Below are 17035 nucleotides of genomic sequence, written 5' to 3' on the forward strand. Positions count from 1 at the left end.
TCTAACGGGGTTGGAGAACGCGAATGCGCCCGCGAGCGCCTCAGGCCATGAAGGCAGGGACGCTCACGGGCAACGTAAATCGGAACTCGGCACCACCGCCCGCGGCGCGGCCGACCATGATGGTGCCGCCGTGGGCCTCGACGATGCCCTTGACGATGTACAGCCCGAGGCCGGTGCCGCCGCGCTTGCTGCCCCGCCAGAAGCGGGTGAAGACGCGGTTCATGGACTCCTCCGGGATGCCGGGCCCCTCGTCGCTCACCGTGACCGACGTGCCGGTTTCCTCTCCCTCACGGGGGGAAGCCGAGGGCGTGATGCCAATGGTGACGGTTCCCTCGCCGTGCCGCACGGCATTTTCCAGCAGGTTGCTCAGCACCTGGTCGACCTTGTCGGGGTCGGCCCACAGGACGGGCAGCGGCTGCTCGATGCGCAGCAGGAAGCGGTCGGCGGGCTGTCCCGCGGCCACGTAGGCCTGGATGTGCCGGCCGACGGCCGCGCCGATGTCGACGGGCTGGCGGCGTACCTCGAGGCGGCCGGAGTCGATCCGGGAGATGTCGAGCAGTTCGGCGATGAGCCGGGTGACGCGGTCGGCGTCGGCGTCCACGGTCTCCAGCATCAGCCGCTTCTGGTCGTCGGTGAACCGCTCCCACTTGGCGAGCAGCGTGGCGGTGAAGCCCTTCACGGAGGTCAGCGGGGAGCGCAGCTCGTGGGCGACGGTGGCGATCAGCTCGGCGTGGCTGCGCTCGGTGCGGCGGCGGGCCTCGGTGTCGCGGAGGGTGACGACGACGCGCCGCACGGGTCCGAGGGGTTCGGCGCGCACGTACCGGGCGCTGGCGAGCACCTCCCGGCCGCCGGGCAGCAGCAGGTTGCGCTCGGGCTGCCGTACCCGGATGGCGAGGCCGCCGTAGGGGTCGGTGAGCTGCCACCAGCGCCGGCCCTCCAGGTCCTCCAGGGGCAGGGCCTTCTCCAGAGGTTCACCGAGGGCGTCGGCGGCGGGGACGGCGGTGATGCGCGCGGCGGCGGAGTTGAAGCAGATCACCCGGCCGTGCTCGTCGGCGACGACGAGGCCGTCGGGCAGCTGGTCGGGGTCGACGCCGAGTCCGGCTCCGGTGGGGTCGTCGGGCCGGGGCGCGGGTGTGCGGCGCACGTCCCGCCCGTCCGGCGCAGTGCTCGTGCCGACCACACTCATCCCCGTACCCCACCTCTCAGCCGGCGCAGGGCCCCGAGTTCGTCACCCTACTAGCTCGCGGTGACGGAGCGGCACCCTCCGGAGGCGCGCTGTGCACGCGCCGACGCGTAGAGACATACGGCGGCGGCCGTGGCGAGGTTCAGGCTCTCGGCCTTCCCGTGGATGGGCACGCGTACGACGGAGTCGGCGAGGACGCGGGTCTCCTCGGGCAGCCCCCAGGCCTCGTTGCCGAACACCCAGGCGGTCGGGCCGCCCATCGTGCCCCGGTCCAGCTCCTCGTCGAGGTCGCGGTCGCCGGCCCCGTCGGCGGCGAGGATGCGCACCCCGGCCTTCCTGAGCTCGTCCACGGCCTCCTCGACGGGCACGCCCACGGCGACGGGCAGGTGGAAGAGGGAGCCCACGGAGGCGCGGACGGACTTGGGGTTGTACAGGTCGACGGAGGCGTCGGTGAGGATGACGGCCTCGGCGCCGGCGGCGTCGGCGCAGCGCAGCACGGTTCCGGCGTTGCCGGGGTCGCGGACGTTGGCGAGGACCGCGACGAGCTTGGGGCGGGCGGCGAGGATGGCCTCGAACGGGGTGTCCAGGAACCGGCAGACCCCGACGAGACCCTGCGGGGTGACGGTGGTGGAGATGTCCGCGATGACCTCTTCGGAGGCGAGGTGCACCCGGGCGCCGGCCTCACGGGCCGCGCCGATGATCTCGGCGTAGCGCTCGGCGGCCTCGACGGTGGAGAACAGCTCCACGAGCGTCGCCTGCCCGTCGGACCGGTGCGCGGCGGCCTCCCGCACGGCCTGCGGCCCCTCGGCCAGGAACAGCCGGTCCTTGCCCCGGAAGTTCCGCTTGGCGAGCCGCCGTGCGGCGCTCACGCGGACGGAGCGGGGGGAAATCAGCTCGGGGCTGACGGGGGGCATCTGAAAGTCACCTCAACTTCGGAACGCGCAGCGGGTCTCGGGCTGCGACACCAGTTTCGCTCACCGGCGCTCGCCGGGTGCCGTGAAGCCGACGGCGCCGCGGCTCCGTCAGGGGCGCGGGCCGGAATCCGCCGCGTGGGAGGAGCCGGCCCCCACCGGCCCGCGGGCCGGAAGGAAAGGCGAGGCCCCAACAGCAGGACCCGCAGGCCATGACAGCCTGCGGGTCCATACAGTCACATCGGCCTGGAGCCGGTGCGGCGTCAGGCAGCCTTGGGGGCGTTGACGTCCGCCGGCAGCGCCTTCTGCGCGGCCTCGACCAGCGCCGCGAAGGCGTTGATGTCGTTGACGGCCAGCTCGGCCAGGATCTTGCGGTCGACCTCGATGTTCGCGGCCTTCAGACCCTGGATGAAGCGGTTGTAGGTGATGCCGTTGGCGCGGGCAGCGGCGTTGATGCGCTGGATCCACAGCTGACGGAAGTCGCCCTTGCGCTTCTTGCGGTCGTTGTAGTTGTAGACCAGCGAGTGGGTGACCTGCTCCTTGGCCTTGCGGTACAGGCGCGAACGCTGACCACGGTAGCCGGAGGCCGCCTCGAGGATCGCCCGGCGCTTCTTGTGGGCGTTGACTGCCCGCTTGACGCGTGCCACTTTTTAACTCCTTGTAGCGGGGCCGTGGAGTGGACTCAGACTCGCACGACCCGGAAATGTTTGGGTCCCGGTGCTGACGTACGACGCTCGGTGTGAGCGCCGCTCACGTCACTTGCCGAGAAGCTTCTTGATCTTCGCGGCGTCGCCCGGGGCCATCTCGGCGGTGCCGGTGAGGCGGCGCGTCACGCGAGACGACTTGTGCTCGAGCAGGTGGCGCTTGCCGGCGCGCTCGCGGAGCACCTTGCCGGAGCCGGTGATCTTGAAGCGCTTGCTGGCACCGCTGTGCGACTTGTTCTTCGGCATAGCGCCGTTATCTCCTCGTCGGTGGCGCTCCGGTGCCCGGTCGTGAAACCGGGCACGGTGGAGCGTCGCTCTTGTATCGGTTACATCCTCTGGGGACTCGCGTCCCCCGGGATCACGCCTCGGCGGAAGCCTCGGCGGAAGCCTCGGCAGGGGCCTCGGTGGAAACCTCGGCAGGGGCCTCGGCGACCTCGGACTCCTCGACGTCGTCGGTGTCCGCGGCGTTCTGCGAGCGGCCGGGGTTGGCCTTCGCGTCAGCCTTGCGGGCTTCCTGCGCCTGACGAGCCTCGGCCATCGCCTCGGTCTTCTTCTTGTGCGGACCGAGGACCATGATCATGTTGCGGCCGTCCTGCTTCGGGTTCGACTCCACGAAACCGAGGTCCTGGACGTCCTCCGCGAGACGCTGCAGCAGTCGGTAGCCCAGCTCGGGGCGGGACTGCTCACGACCGCGGAACATGATCGTGATCTTGACCTTGTCGCCCTGCTTGAGGAACCGGACGACGTGACCCTTCTTGGTGTCATAGTCGTGCGGGTCGATCTTCGGCCGGAGCTTCATCTCCTTGATGACCGTGTGCGCCTGGTTCTTGCGCGCCTCACGGGCCTTCATGGCCGACTCGTACTTGAACTTCCCGTAGTCCATGAGCTTGCACACGGGCGGACGGGCTGTCGCCGCCACCTCGACCAGGTCAAGGTCGTACTCCTGCGCAAGCTCCAGTGCCTTGGCCAGGGGGACGATGCCCACCTGCTCGCCACTGGGACCGACAAGTCGCACCTCGGGAACGCGAATCCGGTCGTTGATGCGGGGCTCGGCGCTGATGGATCCTCCTCGGTTAGCACCACACGGCGGTCTGGCGGACAGCCGCGTAACGTCTGTGTTCGTAAGACCTAACCGCGCCGACGCATAAAAAATGCCCCGGACGATCACAGGCGGGGTTCCTCGAACTACCGGACCACCGCCGCGATGACCGCGGGGCGTACTTTCGGACGGATCTCCATCGCCTGAGGCGACGGATCCGTCTGACCGGTGACCCGCCGCCCCGGAAGGCAGTCAGGTGGGAGTTCGAAGCCTCCACTTGTGGGCCGGATCGCTCGCCGTGAGGCATACGTGTCCGGCCGGTCGTCACACAAGGTTAGCAGCTCCGGGCGGGAACGGCTAACCGAGGCCAACTGGGGCCCGGACCCGCTCGGCGCCTATCGTGTGGGGCATGAGTGAAACCCCTCCCGAGAACGCCGATTTCGACGCGATGACCCGGGACATCGCCGAGGTCCCCGCCGTCGAGGTGATCGTCACGGTCGCCGTCAACCTGATGAGCGCCGCCGCCGTGAAGCTCGGGCTGAGCGAGGAGGGCGAGAAGTACAAGGACCTGGACGAGGCCCGCAAGCTGATCACCGCGCTCGCCGGCCTGCTGGACGCGAGCACGACGGAGATCAGCTCCTTCCACGCGGCCCCGCTGCGCGACGGCCTGAAGTCGCTCCAGCTGGCCTTCCGCGAGGCCTCCCTCGTCCCCGACGACCCGGGCCACGGCCCCGGCGAGAAGTACACCGGCCCGGTCTACGGCTAGCGGGGCCCGCCTTCCGGGCGGGCGTGCCGGACCCCGTGACCCCGGCACCGTCCGGAAGGCACACCCTCGCCGGTTCCCACGGGTCACCGCGACAGCTTCACCCTCGTACGAACAAGGGCTCGCCCGGAGGCGTGGTCCCGGCCGGCAGCAGTGCCAGGTCGAGGCCGCGCACCAGGCGGGCCCTCAGCGTTTCGTCGGCGGCCAGCCGCTCGGCGACCGCGCGGGCGGCCTCGGCGGGCACGGTGGACGGATCGAGGACGAGGGCGAGGGTGCCGTCGGCCTGGCCGGGCCCGAGGTGGGCGCGCAGTACGGCGGGCTCGGCGGCCACGGCGGCACGGACCGCGGCCAGGACGGCCGGGTCGGTGAGCGGGTCGGTGCTGGTGCGGCCCTCGGCGAGCGCGAGCAGTGCCGGACCGGTCAGCTCGAAGGGCACCGGGCCCGCGAGGTCCAGCACCACGGTGTCCGCCTTCTCGTGCGCGGCGGCCTGCAGGGCCTGGTGCAGCGGAACGGCGACGGGCCGGGCCTCCGGGTCCCAGCGGGCCAGCGACTCGGTGGAGGTGAAAGCGGGCAGCGCGACGCGGCCGGCGGCCTTCAGCGTGGGTACGGCCATGTCGCTCGTCTTCTCGCGGCGCAGTCCGTTCTCGTCCTCCTCGACCTCGCCCAGGACGGCGACGACGGGGACGAGCAGCCGTGCGCCCTTCAGCGCCTCCAGGACGGGGCCCAGGGCGCCGCGGTCCTCGGCCCAGGCGGCGAGCGCGGCGCTCAGCCGGGGGTCGGCGGAGCCGTCGTCGTCGGAGAAGCCGGGGTCTGGAATGTTCTTGTTCGCCACGGTCACCGACCCTATAGGGGGGTGGCCACCGGGCTGGTCCGGGGCCGGGAACCCGGCGCTCACCGCCCTCACGGGAATCTCAGCATTCCCTGACGCGGATCTCACGCGGGACCGACGGTACGCACAGGCGGCGCCCCGAGCATCGCGGGCATGGAGCCCTCCGAGACCCTCCCCCGGCGCCGCGCCCGTCCCCACGCCCGCCCTGCCCGGTGCCGTCCCGTCCTGCGCGCCGCGCTCGCCGTCGCCGCCATGGGCGCGGTCACGGCCGGCGGCACGGTCTGCGTGAGGGCGCGGGCGCACTCCGACGCGGGCGCCGTATCGTCGGCGGCGTCACCGGCGGCCTCCTCCTCGGCCCCGGCGCGCGAGGAGGGGACGGTGGTACCCGTGAGCGAGCCCCCGGCGGTGGACCGGAAGGCGGTGCTGCGCCAGGCGGTGCGGTCGGTGCGGGTGCCGTCCGGTGCGCAGGTGTCGGCGGCGGTGCTGGACCTGGACTCCGGTGCCGGCGCGGTGTCCGGGGACACGGCCTTCGACACGGCGAGCATCGTCAAGGTCGACATCCTGGCGGCGCTGCTGCTCCAGGCCCAGGACGCGGGCCGGCGGCTGACGGCGGCCGAGCGGTCGTACGCCGCGAAGATGATCGAGAACAGCGACAACGCCTCCGCCACGGCGCTGTGGCACACGATCGGGCGGTCGGCGGGGCTGGACGCGGCGAACGCGCGGTTCGGACTGCGGGGGACCTCCGGCGGTCAGGGCGAGCTGTGGGGGCTGACGCAGACGACCGCCGCGGACCAGCTGACGCTGCTGCGGCAGGTGTTCGGCGAGAAGGAGCGGAGCGGGGGAAAGGGGCGGAAGGCCTGGCGGCCGGAGCTGAGTGCCGCGTCGCGGAAGTATGTGCGCGCCTTGATGGCGTCCGTCGAACCCGATCAGCGGTGGGGTGTCTCGGCCGCTGCCACGGGGGGCTCCCCGGCGCTGAAGAACGGATGGCTGCCGCGGAGTACGACCGGGCTGTGGGTGGTGAACAGCATCGGGCGGGTGCCGGTGGACGGGGGCGCCTACCTGGTGGCGGTGCTGTCCCGGGGAACATCGAGCCAGGCGGAGGGGGTCGCGCTGGTGGAGGCCACCGCGAAGGCGGCGGTGTCGGGGTTCACCTCGGGGTCGTAGCGGGCGGGGTGTCCCTAGGCGCGGGTTCTGCGGTTTCTCCAGAGGATCACCGCTGCCACCAGGAGCACGCCGCCGATGCCGCCGGCCAGGGGGCCCGCCCAGGCCGAGGCGCCGGTGCCGGGCTTGGCCGTGTCAGGGCCCGGTCCGAAGTAGCGGTCGCCGTACGCCGCCGGGCGCAGGTTCTCCGGTTCGAGGCGGCCGGCCGCCTCGAGGGCGGCCGCCGGGTCGATCATGCCGAAGCCCCGGGAGTCGTCGCGGCCGCCGACGGGGGCGTCGCGGGCCGTGTCCTCCAGGAGCGTCCTGACCTGGGCCGGGGCCAGATCGGGATGGGCCGCCTTGATCAGCGCCGCCGCTCCGGAGACGAAGGCGGCGGCGGCCGAGGTGCCCCAGCCCTCGTAGTACTTGTGGTCGGGGTCGGCGATGACGACGTCCACGCCGGGCGCGCTGACCGCGGAGTACCAGCGGCGGGTGGAGAAGGCGGCGTGGGTGCCGTACTTGTCCACGGCGGCGGCCGCGATGACGCCGGGGTACGCGGCCGGGAAGGAGACGTGGTCGCCCTTGTCGCCGCCGTTGCCCGCCGAGGCCACGACGACCACGCCCTTCTTCAGGGCGTACTGCACGGCCTCGTCCTCGCTGGGCTCGGGGTGCGCGGAGTCGGAGTCGTCGCCGAGGGAGAGGTTGATGACGTCGGCGCCGTGGTCGGCGGCCCAGCGGATGCCCTCGGCGAGGGCGTTGCCGCGGGTGGTGCGGGCCTTGGAGCGGGCGGGGTCGCCGTCCTCCAGGATGACCCGCACGGGCAGGATCTTCGCCTCGGGCGCGACACCCATGACGCCGGCGGTGTCGCCGGGTCCGTGGCCGTGTCCGGCGATGACGCTCGCCATGGCGGTGCCGTGCCGGGCCCAGGTGCGGTCTCCGGGCCGGGCGCCGAAGCCGATCATGTCGTGGGTGGGCAGCACGTTCCCGGCCAGGTCCGGGTGGTCGGCCTCGACTCCGGTGTCCAGGACGGCGACGGTGACGCCGCGCCCCTTGGTGGTGCGCCAGGCCTCGGTCAGGTGGAGCGCTGACAGGCCCCACTGCTGGGCGCGGATGCCGTCGGCGTGGGCGGCGGTGGACGGCAGCAGGACGAGGGCGCCGGTGAGCAGGAGGGTCACGGCCGAGCCGGTCGCGCCCACGCGGTGGTGGCCGCGCGTCGATGGCCTCATGGGGTCTTCTCCGTGGCCGAGCTGACGGTCTTGCGCAGGCGTCGTACGAAACGGTCCGCCAGGCCCTGGGCCTCGTTGCCGAGGCCGGCCTGGGCGGGTGCGGAGGTGGCGCCGGGGCCGGCGGCCTCCGCGGCGGGCTGGGGGGTGTCGACGGTACGGCCGTCGGCCCAGCCGGAGACGGCGTAGACGACGACGGGGGCGTCCACGAGGACCCTGACCGTCCAGGCGGCGCGCTGCTCGTCGCCGAAGCCGGCCGCCGCCGTGCCCTTGGCGGCGTACGGCCGGGGCATGAGGTCCGCCCGGCGGTCCAGGTGCTCGTCCCGGAAGCGGGCGGCGAGCGCCGCCGAGGCGGTGGCGTCGGCCTTGGTGAACAGCAGGCCGACGGTGGTGACGTAGGTCTGGGTGGCGTCGGTGTAGGTGGCGCGCAGGAGCCGGCGACAGCCGACGGGGGCGAGGGCCTCGCGCAGCAGCGGGTCGAACGCGTCGGCGCAGCCGCTGTCCGGGGCCACGGCGATCCTGGTCCAGGTCCGGTCGGCACCGCCGCGTCCGGCGCCGGTCCCCTGGACGGTGGGCGGGAACAGCTGGTCGACCGGCACGTTGTGCCACATCGGGCCGGCCGCGCCGAATCCGCTCGCGGCGACGCCCTCCCCGCCGTCCCCGGTGAGCCAACTGCCGGTCACCGCACCGCCGATGAGCCCGAGTCCGAGCACGAGACACGCGGCGGCGGCACCGGTACGGCTGCGCACCCACACCGCCACCGGCCACACCCGCGCCCGCTCGCCGTACGCCTCCGGGACCCCGAAGGACGCGACGGGCCGCTCGGTGGAGACCGCGGTCCAGGAGTGGGCGGGGTCAGGGGACGGACCGGAGTCGGCGACAGGGCCGGTGCGGCCGGTGGGACCAGGGGCGCCGGTGAGGCCGGTGGGACCAGTAGGGGCGGTGGGGCCGGCGGCGTGGCCGGGCTGCCAGGCCGTGGGCGTCTCCTGGGCGCCCGGCCGGGGCGCGGGCATGGAGCGTGCGGTGCCGGCGGCCGGTCGGCCGGGGGCGGGGAAGGCCGGTCTCGCGGGCGCGGGCGCCGGGCCGCCCGCGGTGGACGCCGACGGGGCACCGGGCGCCGGCGGGATCGGGCGGAGCCGGGTCGTGGTCTCGGACGCGGATTCCGCGGGGACACCGGGACGACGGGGCGGCGAGGAGGGCCCGTCCGCGCGGGGTCCCGGTGCCGCCGGGATCGGGCGGAGCCGGGTCGTCGTCTCCGACGGCGACTCCTCCGGGACTCCGGCGCGGCGGGGCTGCGCCGGCCGGGACTCCCCCGGCGCGGCGGGCCGGCGCGGCTGCGTCACCGAGCCGGGGGCCGGGCGCGACGGCACGGCCGTGCGCGTGCCGCCGGCGTCCGCGCGGGCGGCGCGGCCCGCGTTCGGCGGGGCGTCGGGGAAGCGGGCGGAGGCGGGGGGCGGGGGCGGGCCCACGGGGTCCGCGGGAGCCGCGGGCACGGCGGAGGAGGGCGCGTGTGAGGCACGGCCCACGGGGTCCGTGGGGGCGGCGCCACCGGGCCGCTCCGTTCCCGCGCTCTCGCTCGCGGGCAGGCCTGGCTCGCCTCGGGGGGCGCGCGGGGTGAACACGGAGGGCTCGTCCTCGAGGTGGTCGTCGGCCGCCGGGACCGCCGCTCCGGGCGGGGTGCGCCGCGGTCCCGGGTCGCTCCCGTGCGCGGCCGGGCCGGCCTCGGTCCCGTGTCCCGGCGCCGACGGCGCCCCCGGCTCGCGGCCGGTGCCGGACGCCGAGCCGGGCGGTGTCGCGGGGTGCGGTGCCGTCGGACCGGACGGAGTCGCGGGATGCGGTGCCGTCGGACCGGGCGGTGTCGTGGGGCGCGGAGGGACGGGGGCGCGGCGCGCTTCCGTGCTCATGCACCCCCCGTTTCCTCGTGCCCGGGCCGACTCGTACGTGGGCCGTGCTGCTCGCCGGCCGGGCCCGGTGCGAAAGGTCTGTCCGGGCACGCATACCCGTACGGCTGGACCGGCATCCCGGTTCAGATGAGTGCCCAGGTGTCTTCCGCCGTACGTGCGCGTCACTCTACGGGTTGTCCCTGAGCGGGGGAGAACCGGTCCGCGAGGGCGCGGTATCTGCCCGGAACGTCCCCCTACCCTGCGGTAATCGCGTCTGGCAGGCTGCCGTCATGACTGCGCGCGCCGCTGACCGTGCCCGCTACGACCGGGCCACCGCCCATCTCGACGCCCCTCTCGCGATCGTGGACCTGGCCGCCTTCGACGCCAACGCGGCCGATCTGGTCCGCCGGGCCGCCGGCAAGCCGGTCCGGGTCGCCAGCAAGTCGGTCCGCTGCCGGGCCCTGTTGGAGCGGGTGCTGGCCATGGACGGTTTCCAGGGGGTGATGTCGTTCACCCTGGCCGAGTCGCTGTGGCTCGCGCGCTCGGGGTTCGACGACGTGCTGCTCGCCTATCCGTCCGCCGACCGGGCGGGGTTCGCGGAGCTGGCCGCCGATCCCAAGCTCGCCGCCGCCGTCACCGTGCTGGTCGACGACGTCGCGCAGCTCGACCTCATCGACGCGGCCCGCGGCGGCGGGCGTGAAGTGGTGCGGGTGTGCCTGGAGTTGGACACCTCGCTGAAGCTGCTGGGCGGCCGGGTGCGGGTCGGCGCGCGCCGCTCCCCGCTGCACTCCCCCGGCCAACTGGCCTCGCTGGCGCGGGTGGTGGCCGAACGGCCCGGGTTCCGGCTGGTGGGGATCATGGCGTACGAGGGTCATGTCGCCGGTGTCGGGGACGCGGTGGCCGGGCGGCCGCTGCGGTCGCGGGCGATCCGGCTGATGCAGGCCGCCGCCCGCCGGGAACTGGCCGAGCGGCGCGGTGCGGCGGTGCGGGCCGTACGGGCCGTGGCGCCCGGCCTGGAGTTCGTCAACGGCGGTGGCACGGGGAGTGTGCAGCACACGGCCGCCGAGGACGCGGTCACCGAGATCGCGGCCGGTTCGGGGTTGTACGTGCCCCGGCTCTTCGACAACTACACGTCCTTCAGCGGCCGTCCGGCCGCCCTGTTCGCGCAGCCGGTGGTGCGGCGGCCGGGCGTGGGGGTCGTCACGGTGCTGGGCGGCGGCTATCCGGCCTCGGGTGCGGCGGGCCCGGACAGGCTGCCGGTGCCGTACCTGCCGGAGGGGCTGGTGTACGACCCGCAGGAGGGCGCCGGCGAGGTGCAGACCCCGCTGCTCGGCTCGCCCGCCGACGACCTGCTGATCGGCGACCGGGTGTGGTTCCGGCACGCCAAGGCGGGCGAGCTGTGCGAGCGGTTCGACGCGCTGCACCTGGTGGAGGTGGGCACGGTCACGGCGACCGTGCCCACCTACCGGGGCGAGGGGCGCACGTTCCTCTGACGACTCCTCGGCAAAGGCTTCAGTACACGGTGTCGGCCTGGTCCGGCACCACCGAGCCGTCCGGCCGGCGCACCGGGGCGCGGCTGCCGTCGGGGGCGTTGTAGGCGGTGGTGGAGCAGGGGTACGGCTCGGGCTTGCGGGGCAGGGGCTCGATGAACATCGGGTTGATCAGCCAGCGGCCGTCCGCGTCGTCGTGGGCCCGGCACATCAGCTCGGCCTTGTTGCGGTCGAGGACCAGGTGGGCGCCGGTGGCGTCGGAGACGAAGGTGACGTCGGTGTCCGCGTCGCCGCCGCCGACGGCGATCCGATTCCTCCAGGGCTGCTTCCGCCAGGCCGCGGGGCCGCGAATCCCGTAGATGTCCTGGTTGATCCAGCACCGCTTGCCGTCGATGTACGGGATCACCTCGCCCTTGTTCTCCCCGACGCCGCCGCAGCCCTCGTTGCGGGTGGTGATGCGGCCTTGGTGGTCGAGGACCGAGCGGATGGCGATGGTGTGCGCGGCGTCGACGCCGACCCCGCGCGACCAGACCTCGGTGACCGGCTCGGAGCCGGCCGAGACGATGTAGACCCGGAATCCGGCCCGCTGGAGGGTGCGGATGAGGTCGCGCTGCTGGTCGTAGTAGCGGACGTAGGCGGGGACGGTGTGGGTGCCCAGGGTGCGGGTGGCGCCGACGGGGGCGGCCAGCGCCTCGGTGCGGGCGGCGGCCGCGTAGGAGGAGAGCCGGGCCGGGGTGCGGCCCGCGAAGAGCTGGGGCACCCAGGCGTACTGCGGGACGGTGTGCCGGTGGTTCCAGGTGCCCGCGAAGGCGGCGGCGCCGCTCGTCGTGGTGCCCTTCTCCCGGATCTCCACGATCTCGTCCGTGCAGCGGGGCCGGTCGGAGGTGCGCAGGGAGCCGCCCGCGCCGGTGCCGCCCGCGCCGGTGCCGCAGGCGGCGGTGAGCGCGCGGTCCCCGGCGTCGGTGAGCCAGGCGCTGGTGTCCTTCCAGCGGGCCGGGCGCGGGAGGACGTCGTGGCGCAGGGCCCAGGAGAGGGTCGCGTCGGTGACGTCGTTCTTGGTGACGGTGTTGTCCCAGTCGAAGGCGGCGACCGCGCCGCGGTGCCCGGAGCAGGTGCCGTAGGTGTCGATGACGTGTTGCAGGCGATCGCGGTTGTCACCGTGCCAACGGGACGTCAGCCGGGGGCAGTCGGGCTCGGTCGCCGTCGGTGCGGCGGGTGCGGCCGCCAGGGCGGCGGCCGCTGCCAGGGTCCACGCGAGAAGCTGTCGCATACGCGCGGACCGTACACCTTTCGTCCCTACAGGGGCGTGACGTACGCGCCCGAGATGCCGCCGTCCACCAGGAAGTCGGTGGCGTTGACGAAGGAGGAGTCGTCGCTGGCGAGGAAGGCGACGGCGGCGGCGATCTCGTCCGCGTCGGCGAACCGGCCCACCGGGATGTGCACGAGCCGGCGCGCGGCCCGCTCCGGGTCCTTGGCGAACAGCTCCCGCAGCAGCGGGGTGTCGACCGGGCCCGGGCACAGGGCGTTGACCCGGATCCCCTCCCGGGCGAACTGCACGCCCAGCTCACGGGACATGGCGAGCACGCCGCCCTTGGACGCGGTGTACGAGATCTGGGACGTGGCCGCTCCCATCCTCGCCACGAAGGACGCGGTGTTGATGACGGAGCCCTTGCCCTGACGGCGCATGTAGGGGATGGCGGCCTTGCAGCACAGGTAGACGGAGGTGAGGTTGACCTCCTGGACGCGCTTCCAGGCCTCCAGTCCCGTCTCCAGGATGGAGTCGTCCTCGGGCGGGGAGATGCCGGCGTTGTTGAAGGCGACGTCGACGCTGCCGTAGGTGTCGTACGCCGTCTTGAACAGCGCCTCGACCTGCTCGGGGTCGGTGACGTCGACCTTGACGAAGAGTCCGCCGACCGCGTCGGCGGCGGCCTTCCCGGCCCTCTCGTCGATGTCGGCGCAGACGACGTTCGCGCCCTCGGAGGCGAGGCGGCGCGCGGTGGCGAGGCCGATGCCGCTGCCGGCTCCGGTGACGACGGCGGTACGGCCGACCAGGCGGCGGCAAACGGTGGTGTCGGTCACTGTGCTGGGCCCTCCGTGCTGATGAAGACGTTCTTGGTCTCGGTGAAGGCGGTCAGGGCGTCGGGGCCGAGTTCACGGCCGAGGCCGGACTGCTTGAAGCCGCCGAACGGGGTCCAGTAGCGGACGCTGGAGTGGGAGTTGACGGACAGGTTGCCGGCGCGGACGGCCTGGGAGACGCGCAGGGCGCGGCCGATGTCCCGGGTCCACAGGGAGCCGGACAGGCCGTAGGGGGTGTCGTTGGCGAGGCGGATCGCGTCCGCCTCGTCGGTGAAGGGCAGCAGGACGGCGACCGGGCCGAAGATCTCCTCGCGGGCCGCCGGGCTGTCCGGCCGCTCGCCGGTGAGCACGGTCGGCGGGAACCAGAAGCCGGGCCCGTCGGGGGCGGCGCCGCTCAGGGCCTGGGCGTCCTCGGGGACGTACGACCGTACGCGGTCCAGCTGCCGGCGGGAGATCAGCGGCCCCATCTGCGTCTTCTCGTCGGCCGGGTCGCCGACCACGACGGCGGCCAGCGCGTCCGCGAGGAACGCGCGGGCCTCCTCGAACAGCGGCTCCTGGACCAGGATCCGGGTGCGGGCGCAGCAGTCCTGGCCGGCGTTGTCGAGGAAGGAGAAGGGGTCGAGGGCGGCCTTGAGGTCGGCGTCGGCGAAGACGATGTTGGGGCTCTTGCCGCCGAGTTCGAGGGTGACGGGCTTGACCTGCCGGGCGCAGCGCTCCATGACCTCGCGGCCGGTGCGGGTGGCGCCCGTGAACACGATCTTGGCGACGTCGGGATGGTCGACCAGCGCGCGGCCCGCGATGTCGCCGTAGCCGGGGAGCACCTGGAAGAGGTGCTCGGGCAGGCCGGCCTCCAGGGCGAGTTCGGCCAGGCGCAGGGCGGTGAGCGGGGTGGTCTCGGCGGGCTTGAGGACGACGGCGTTGCCCGCGGCGAGCGCCGGGAAGGAGCCCCAGGCGGCGATCGGCATGGGGAAGTTCCAGGGGGCGATCACGCCCACGACGCCCAGGGGTTCGTGGAAGGTGACGTCCCAGCCGCCGGGGACGGGGATCTGCCGGCCGAGGAGGCGTTCGGCGCCGCCGGCCGCGTAGAGGAGGAGGTCGCGGGCGTTGCCTGCCTCCCAGCGGGCGTTGCCGAGGGTGTGGCCGGCCTCGCGGACCTCCAGCAGGGCCAGTTCCTCCACGTGGGCGTCGACGGTGTCGGCGAAGCGGCGCAGCAGCCGGGCGCGGTCGGCGGGCGGGAGCGCGGCCCAGGCGGTCCGGGCCCGCGTGGCCCGTACGACGGCGGCGTCCACATCGGCCGCGTCGGCGGCGGGGACGGTGGCGACGACCTGCTCGGTGGCGGGGTTGAGGACCTTCAGCTCGTGCGGGTCGGACACGTGATGACCTTTCACAGGCGTTCGAAGGAGCGGCGCAGCTCCCAGTCGGTGACCGCGGCGTCGAAGGCCTCCAGTTCGACGCGCGCCATGTTGCGGTAGTGGGCCACCACCTCGTCGCCGAAGGCTGCCTTGGCCAGGGGGCTGTCCTCCCAGAGCGCGGCGGCCTCCCGCAGGGTGGCCGGGACGTGCGCGAAGCCCGCGGCGTAGGCGTTGCCGGGGCAGGGTTCGGGCAGTTCCAGCTTCTGCTCGATGCCGTACAGGCCGGCCGCGACCAGTCCGGCGACGGCGAGGTAGGGGTTGACGTCGCCGCCGGGCAGGCGGTTCTCGAAGCGCAGGGAGCGGCCGTGGCCGACGACGCGCAGGGCGCAGGTGCGGTTGTCGTGGCCCCAGGCGACGGCGGTGGGGGCGAAGGAGCCGGGCTGGAACCGCTTGTAGGAGTTGATGTTCGGGGCGTAGAGCAGGGAGAAGTCGCGCAGGGCCGCGAGCTGTCCGGCGAGGAAGTGCCGCATGACCTCGGACATGCCGTCCGGGCCGTCCCCGGCCATGGCGTTGGTGCCGTCCGCGTCGGCGAGCGAGAGGTGGATGTGGCAGGAGTTGCCCTCGCGCTCGTTGTACTTGGCCATGAAGGTGAGCGAGACGCCCTCCTGGGCGGCGATCTCCTTGGCGCCTGTCTTGTACAGGGCGTGCTGGTCGCAGGTGACGAGGGCCTCGTCGTAGCGGAAGGCGATCTCGTGCTGGCCGGGGTTGCACTCGCCCTTGGCGGACTCGACGGTGAGGCCGGCGCCGGCCATCTCGTTGCGGATGCGGCGCAGCAGGGGCTCGACGCGGCCGGTGCCGAGGACGGAGTAGTCGATGTTGTACTGGTTGGCCGGGGTCAGGCCCCGGTAGTTCGCGTCCCAGGCCTGCTCGTAGCTGTCCTTGAAGACGATGAACTCCAGCTCGGTGCCGACCTGGGCGGTGTAGCCGAGCGCGGCGAGGCGCTCCAGCTGGCGGCGCAGGATCTGGCGCGGGGCGGCGGCGACCGGGGAGCCGTCGTCCCAGGCGAGGTCGGCGACGAGCAGGGCGGTGCCTGGGTGCCAGGGGACGTGGCGCAGGGTGGACAGGTCGGGGCGCATGGCGAAGTCGCCGTAGCCGCGGTCCCAGGAGGACATGGCGTAGCCGTCGACGGTGTTCATCTCGGTGTCGACGGCGAGGAGGTAGTTGCAGCCCTCGGTGCCGTGCTGGAGGACCTCGTCGAGGAAGAAGCGGGCGGCGAACCGCTTGCCCTGCAGCCGCCCTTGCATGTCGGGGAAGGCCAGGACGACAGTGTCGATCTCACCGTCGGCGACGAGGGCGCGCAGTTCCTCGACGCTCAGCGGGGGCGTGCGGTCTGCCACGGGAGGGCCTCCTTCGGCGTCTTCGCTTTTTTCGGCCGGGCCGAGGGGGCGTCTCCCCGATCTTCGTGGATCAGGCCGCGGCGTCCGGTGCGGTGCCTCGGCGTGCGGCCGGATCGCCCTCGTACTGGGCGTACGTGGGCGATTCGGCCGTGCGGCGAGGTGCCGTGCCGGGCGTCGCGGACCCACGAAGATCGGGGAGACGCCCCCTAGGGCCATAAGGTATTGCGGAGAACCATTGCTTGGGAAGGGGATACGTCCGGATGTCGCGGGACGAGGGTCCGAACGGGCCGGACGAGCGGCTCACCGCGGTGTTGCGGCCGGTGCGGGCCGGCAACGGCTTCGAGGAGGCGCTGGAGCAGATCCTCCAGGTCGTACGGCTCGGCCTGGTGCCGGGCGGCGAGCGGCTGCCCGCCGAGCGGGAGCTGGCGGACCGGCTCGGGATCAGCCGGGTCACGCTGCGCGAGGTGCTGAAGGTCCTCCAGGACCAGGGCCTGGTGGAGTCGCGGCGCGGGCGGTACGGCGGAACGTTCGTGCTGGCGCGCGCGGACGCGGGCGGCGAGGACGAGCTGCGCCGGCGGGTCGCCGAGGTCGACATCGAGGACGTGCTGCGCTTCCGGGAGGTGCTGGAGGTGGGGGCGGCCGGGCTGTGCGCGGCGCACCGGCTCACGGCGGAGCAGGGCGACCGGCTGCGGGAGGCGCTGCACCGCACCCGCGAGGCCCCGCTCGCCGACTACCGGCGGCTCGACACGCTGCTTCATCTGACCCTGGCCGAGCTGTGCGGCTCGCCGTCGCTGACCGCCCAGTACGCGGCGGTGCGGGCGCGGGTCAACGACCTCCTCGACTGCATCCCGCTGCTGGTGCGCAACCTGGAGCACTCGCAGCGCCAGCACACCGCGCTGGTGGAGGCGGTGCTGGACGGGGATGCCGACGGGGCGCGGGAGATGATGCGGGAGCACTGCGCGGGCACGGCGGCGCTGCTGCGGGGCTTCCTGGCGTGAGCGCGCTCTGCAAAGGTATGCACGGACACCTTTGAGGGCACTGGGAG

The 17035-nt window shown here is 73.7% G+C and carries 15 protein-coding genes and 1 pseudogene; 4 read left to right on the top strand and 12 right to left on the bottom strand.

Annotated elements, in window-relative coordinates; genetic code table 11:
- Window positions 1-40: 40 nt before the first annotated feature.
- From OIB37_RS07810 to infC, 5 genes and pseudogenes are all read right to left on the bottom strand, one after another.
- Complete coding sequence (locus OIB37_RS07810; RefSeq protein ID WP_330456793.1) at window positions 41-1186, bottom strand: sensor histidine kinase; 1146 nt, start codon at window positions 1184-1186, stop codon at window positions 41-43.
- A 50-nt stretch (window positions 1187-1236) separates the two neighbouring features.
- Window positions 1237-2097 carry a TrmH family RNA methyltransferase gene (locus tag OIB37_RS07815; RefSeq protein ID WP_330456794.1) on the bottom strand — a complete coding sequence of 287 codons (861 nt, stop codon included), beginning with the start codon at window positions 2095-2097 and terminating at the stop codon, window positions 1237-1239.
- 260 nt (window positions 2098-2357) lie between these two features.
- Entirely contained in the window at window positions 2358-2741 is a 384-nt protein-coding gene (gene rplT / locus OIB37_RS07820; RefSeq protein WP_330456795.1) for a 50S ribosomal protein L20, read from the bottom strand.
- Window positions 2742-2849: 108 nt separating this feature from the next.
- Window positions 2850-3044: a 50S ribosomal protein L35 gene (rpmI, locus tag OIB37_RS07825; RefSeq protein WP_006374321.1), complete on the bottom strand. Its 195-nt coding sequence runs from the start codon at window positions 3042-3044 to the stop codon at window positions 2850-2852.
- 112 nt (window positions 3045-3156) lie between these two features.
- Window positions 3157-3883 (bottom strand): annotated as a pseudogene (gene infC / locus OIB37_RS07830) (translation initiation factor IF-3).
- Between the two features lie 363 nt (window positions 3884-4246).
- Here infC and OIB37_RS07835 point away from each other — a divergent pair.
- Window positions 4247-4603 carry a DUF1844 domain-containing protein gene (locus tag OIB37_RS07835; protein WP_330456796.1) on the top strand — a complete coding sequence of 119 codons (357 nt, stop codon included), beginning with the start codon at window positions 4247-4249 and terminating at the stop codon, window positions 4601-4603.
- Window positions 4604-4700: 97 nt separating this feature from the next.
- Here OIB37_RS07835 and OIB37_RS07840 read toward each other — a convergent pair whose 3' ends face one another.
- Window positions 4701-5432, bottom strand: coding sequence for an SseB family protein (locus OIB37_RS07840; protein WP_330456797.1), 732 nt, complete (start codon window positions 5430-5432; stop codon window positions 4701-4703).
- A gap of 150 nt (window positions 5433-5582) precedes the next feature.
- Here OIB37_RS07840 and OIB37_RS07845 point away from each other — a divergent pair, with 150 nt between their 5' ends.
- Window positions 5583-6593 carry a hypothetical protein gene (locus tag OIB37_RS07845; protein ID WP_330456798.1) on the top strand — a complete coding sequence of 337 codons (1011 nt, stop codon included), beginning with the start codon at window positions 5583-5585 and terminating at the stop codon, window positions 6591-6593.
- Between the two features lie 14 nt (window positions 6594-6607).
- On the opposite strand, the gene mycP is transcribed toward OIB37_RS07845, so the two are convergent.
- On the bottom strand, window positions 6608-7795 hold the full coding sequence (gene mycP, locus OIB37_RS07850; protein ID WP_330456799.1) for a type VII secretion-associated serine protease mycosin: 1188 nt from the start codon (window positions 7793-7795) through the stop codon (window positions 6608-6610).
- On the bottom strand, window positions 7792-9696 hold the full coding sequence (locus tag OIB37_RS07855; protein WP_330456800.1) for a hypothetical protein: 1905 nt from the start codon (window positions 9694-9696) through the stop codon (window positions 7792-7794). Before OIB37_RS07855 ends, mycP begins: the two co-directional genes overlap by 4 nt.
- A gap of 269 nt (window positions 9697-9965) precedes the next feature.
- On the opposite strand from OIB37_RS07855, the gene OIB37_RS07860 reads away from it, so the two are divergent.
- A complete protein-coding gene (locus OIB37_RS07860) occupies window positions 9966-11168 on the top strand; it encodes an amino acid deaminase/aldolase (protein ID WP_330456801.1) in 1203 nt (400 codons plus the stop codon).
- A gap of 19 nt (window positions 11169-11187) precedes the next feature.
- Here OIB37_RS07860 and OIB37_RS07865 read toward each other — a convergent pair whose 3' ends face one another.
- From OIB37_RS07865 to OIB37_RS07880, 4 genes are read right to left on the bottom strand one after another with little or no spacing between them, the layout of a single operon-like run.
- Window positions 11188-12435: a haloacid dehalogenase-like hydrolase gene (locus OIB37_RS07865; protein ID WP_330456802.1), complete on the bottom strand. Its 1248-nt coding sequence runs from the start codon at window positions 12433-12435 to the stop codon at window positions 11188-11190.
- A gap of 26 nt (window positions 12436-12461) precedes the next feature.
- Complete coding sequence (locus OIB37_RS07870) at window positions 12462-13244, bottom strand: 3-oxoacyl-ACP reductase (RefSeq protein ID WP_330456803.1); 783 nt, start codon at window positions 13242-13244, stop codon at window positions 12462-12464.
- Complete coding sequence (locus tag OIB37_RS07875) at window positions 13241-14614, bottom strand: aldehyde dehydrogenase family protein (RefSeq protein WP_330456804.1); 1374 nt, start codon at window positions 14612-14614, stop codon at window positions 13241-13243. The genes OIB37_RS07870 and OIB37_RS07875 overlap by 4 nt, the downstream gene beginning before the upstream one ends.
- An 11-nt stretch (window positions 14615-14625) precedes the next feature.
- The gene (locus OIB37_RS07880) at window positions 14626-15990 is read right to left on the bottom strand and encodes a glutamine synthetase family protein (protein WP_330456805.1); all 1365 of its coding nucleotides are present in this window, start codon (window positions 15988-15990) and stop codon (window positions 14626-14628) included.
- 260 nt (window positions 15991-16250) lie between these two features.
- On the opposite strand from OIB37_RS07880, the gene OIB37_RS07885 reads away from it, so the two are divergent.
- Window positions 16251-16988 carry a FadR/GntR family transcriptional regulator gene (locus tag OIB37_RS07885; RefSeq protein WP_330456806.1) on the top strand — a complete coding sequence of 246 codons (738 nt, stop codon included), beginning with the start codon at window positions 16251-16253 and terminating at the stop codon, window positions 16986-16988.
- The last annotated feature ends 47 nt before the right edge of the window (window positions 16989-17035 follow it).

This window comes from Streptomyces sp. NBC_00820, assembly GCF_036347055.1.
In the GTDB taxonomy this organism is placed as follows: domain Bacteria; phylum Actinomycetota; class Actinomycetes; order Streptomycetales; family Streptomycetaceae; genus Streptomyces.

Coding starts and splice junctions, on each gene's coding strand:
- OIB37_RS07810 (WP_330456793.1), bottom strand. CDS start 1,186: ATGAGTGTGGTCGGCACGAGCACTGCGCCGGACGGGCGGGACGTGCGC.
- OIB37_RS07815 (WP_330456794.1), bottom strand. CDS start 2,097: ATGCCCCCCGTCAGCCCCGAGCTGATTTCCCCCCGCTCCGTCCGCGTG.
- rpmI (WP_006374321.1), bottom strand. CDS start 3,044: ATGCCGAAGAACAAGTCGCACAGCGGTGCCAGCAAGCGCTTCAAGATC.
- OIB37_RS07835 (WP_330456796.1), top strand. CDS start 4,247: ATGAGTGAAACCCCTCCCGAGAACGCCGATTTCGACGCGATGACCCGG.
- OIB37_RS07845 (WP_330456798.1), top strand. CDS start 5,583: ATGGAGCCCTCCGAGACCCTCCCCCGGCGCCGCGCCCGTCCCCACGCC.
- mycP (WP_330456799.1), bottom strand. CDS start 7,795: ATGAGGCCATCGACGCGCGGCCACCACCGCGTGGGCGCGACCGGCTCG.
- OIB37_RS07855 (WP_330456800.1), bottom strand. CDS start 9,696: ATGAGCACGGAAGCGCGCCGCGCCCCCGTCCCTCCGCGCCCCACGACA.
- OIB37_RS07860 (WP_330456801.1), top strand. CDS start 9,966: ATGACTGCGCGCGCCGCTGACCGTGCCCGCTACGACCGGGCCACCGCC.
- OIB37_RS07865 (WP_330456802.1), bottom strand. CDS start 12,435: ATGCGACAGCTTCTCGCGTGGACCCTGGCAGCGGCCGCCGCCCTGGCG.
- OIB37_RS07885 (WP_330456806.1), top strand. CDS start 16,251: ATGTCGCGGGACGAGGGTCCGAACGGGCCGGACGAGCGGCTCACCGCG.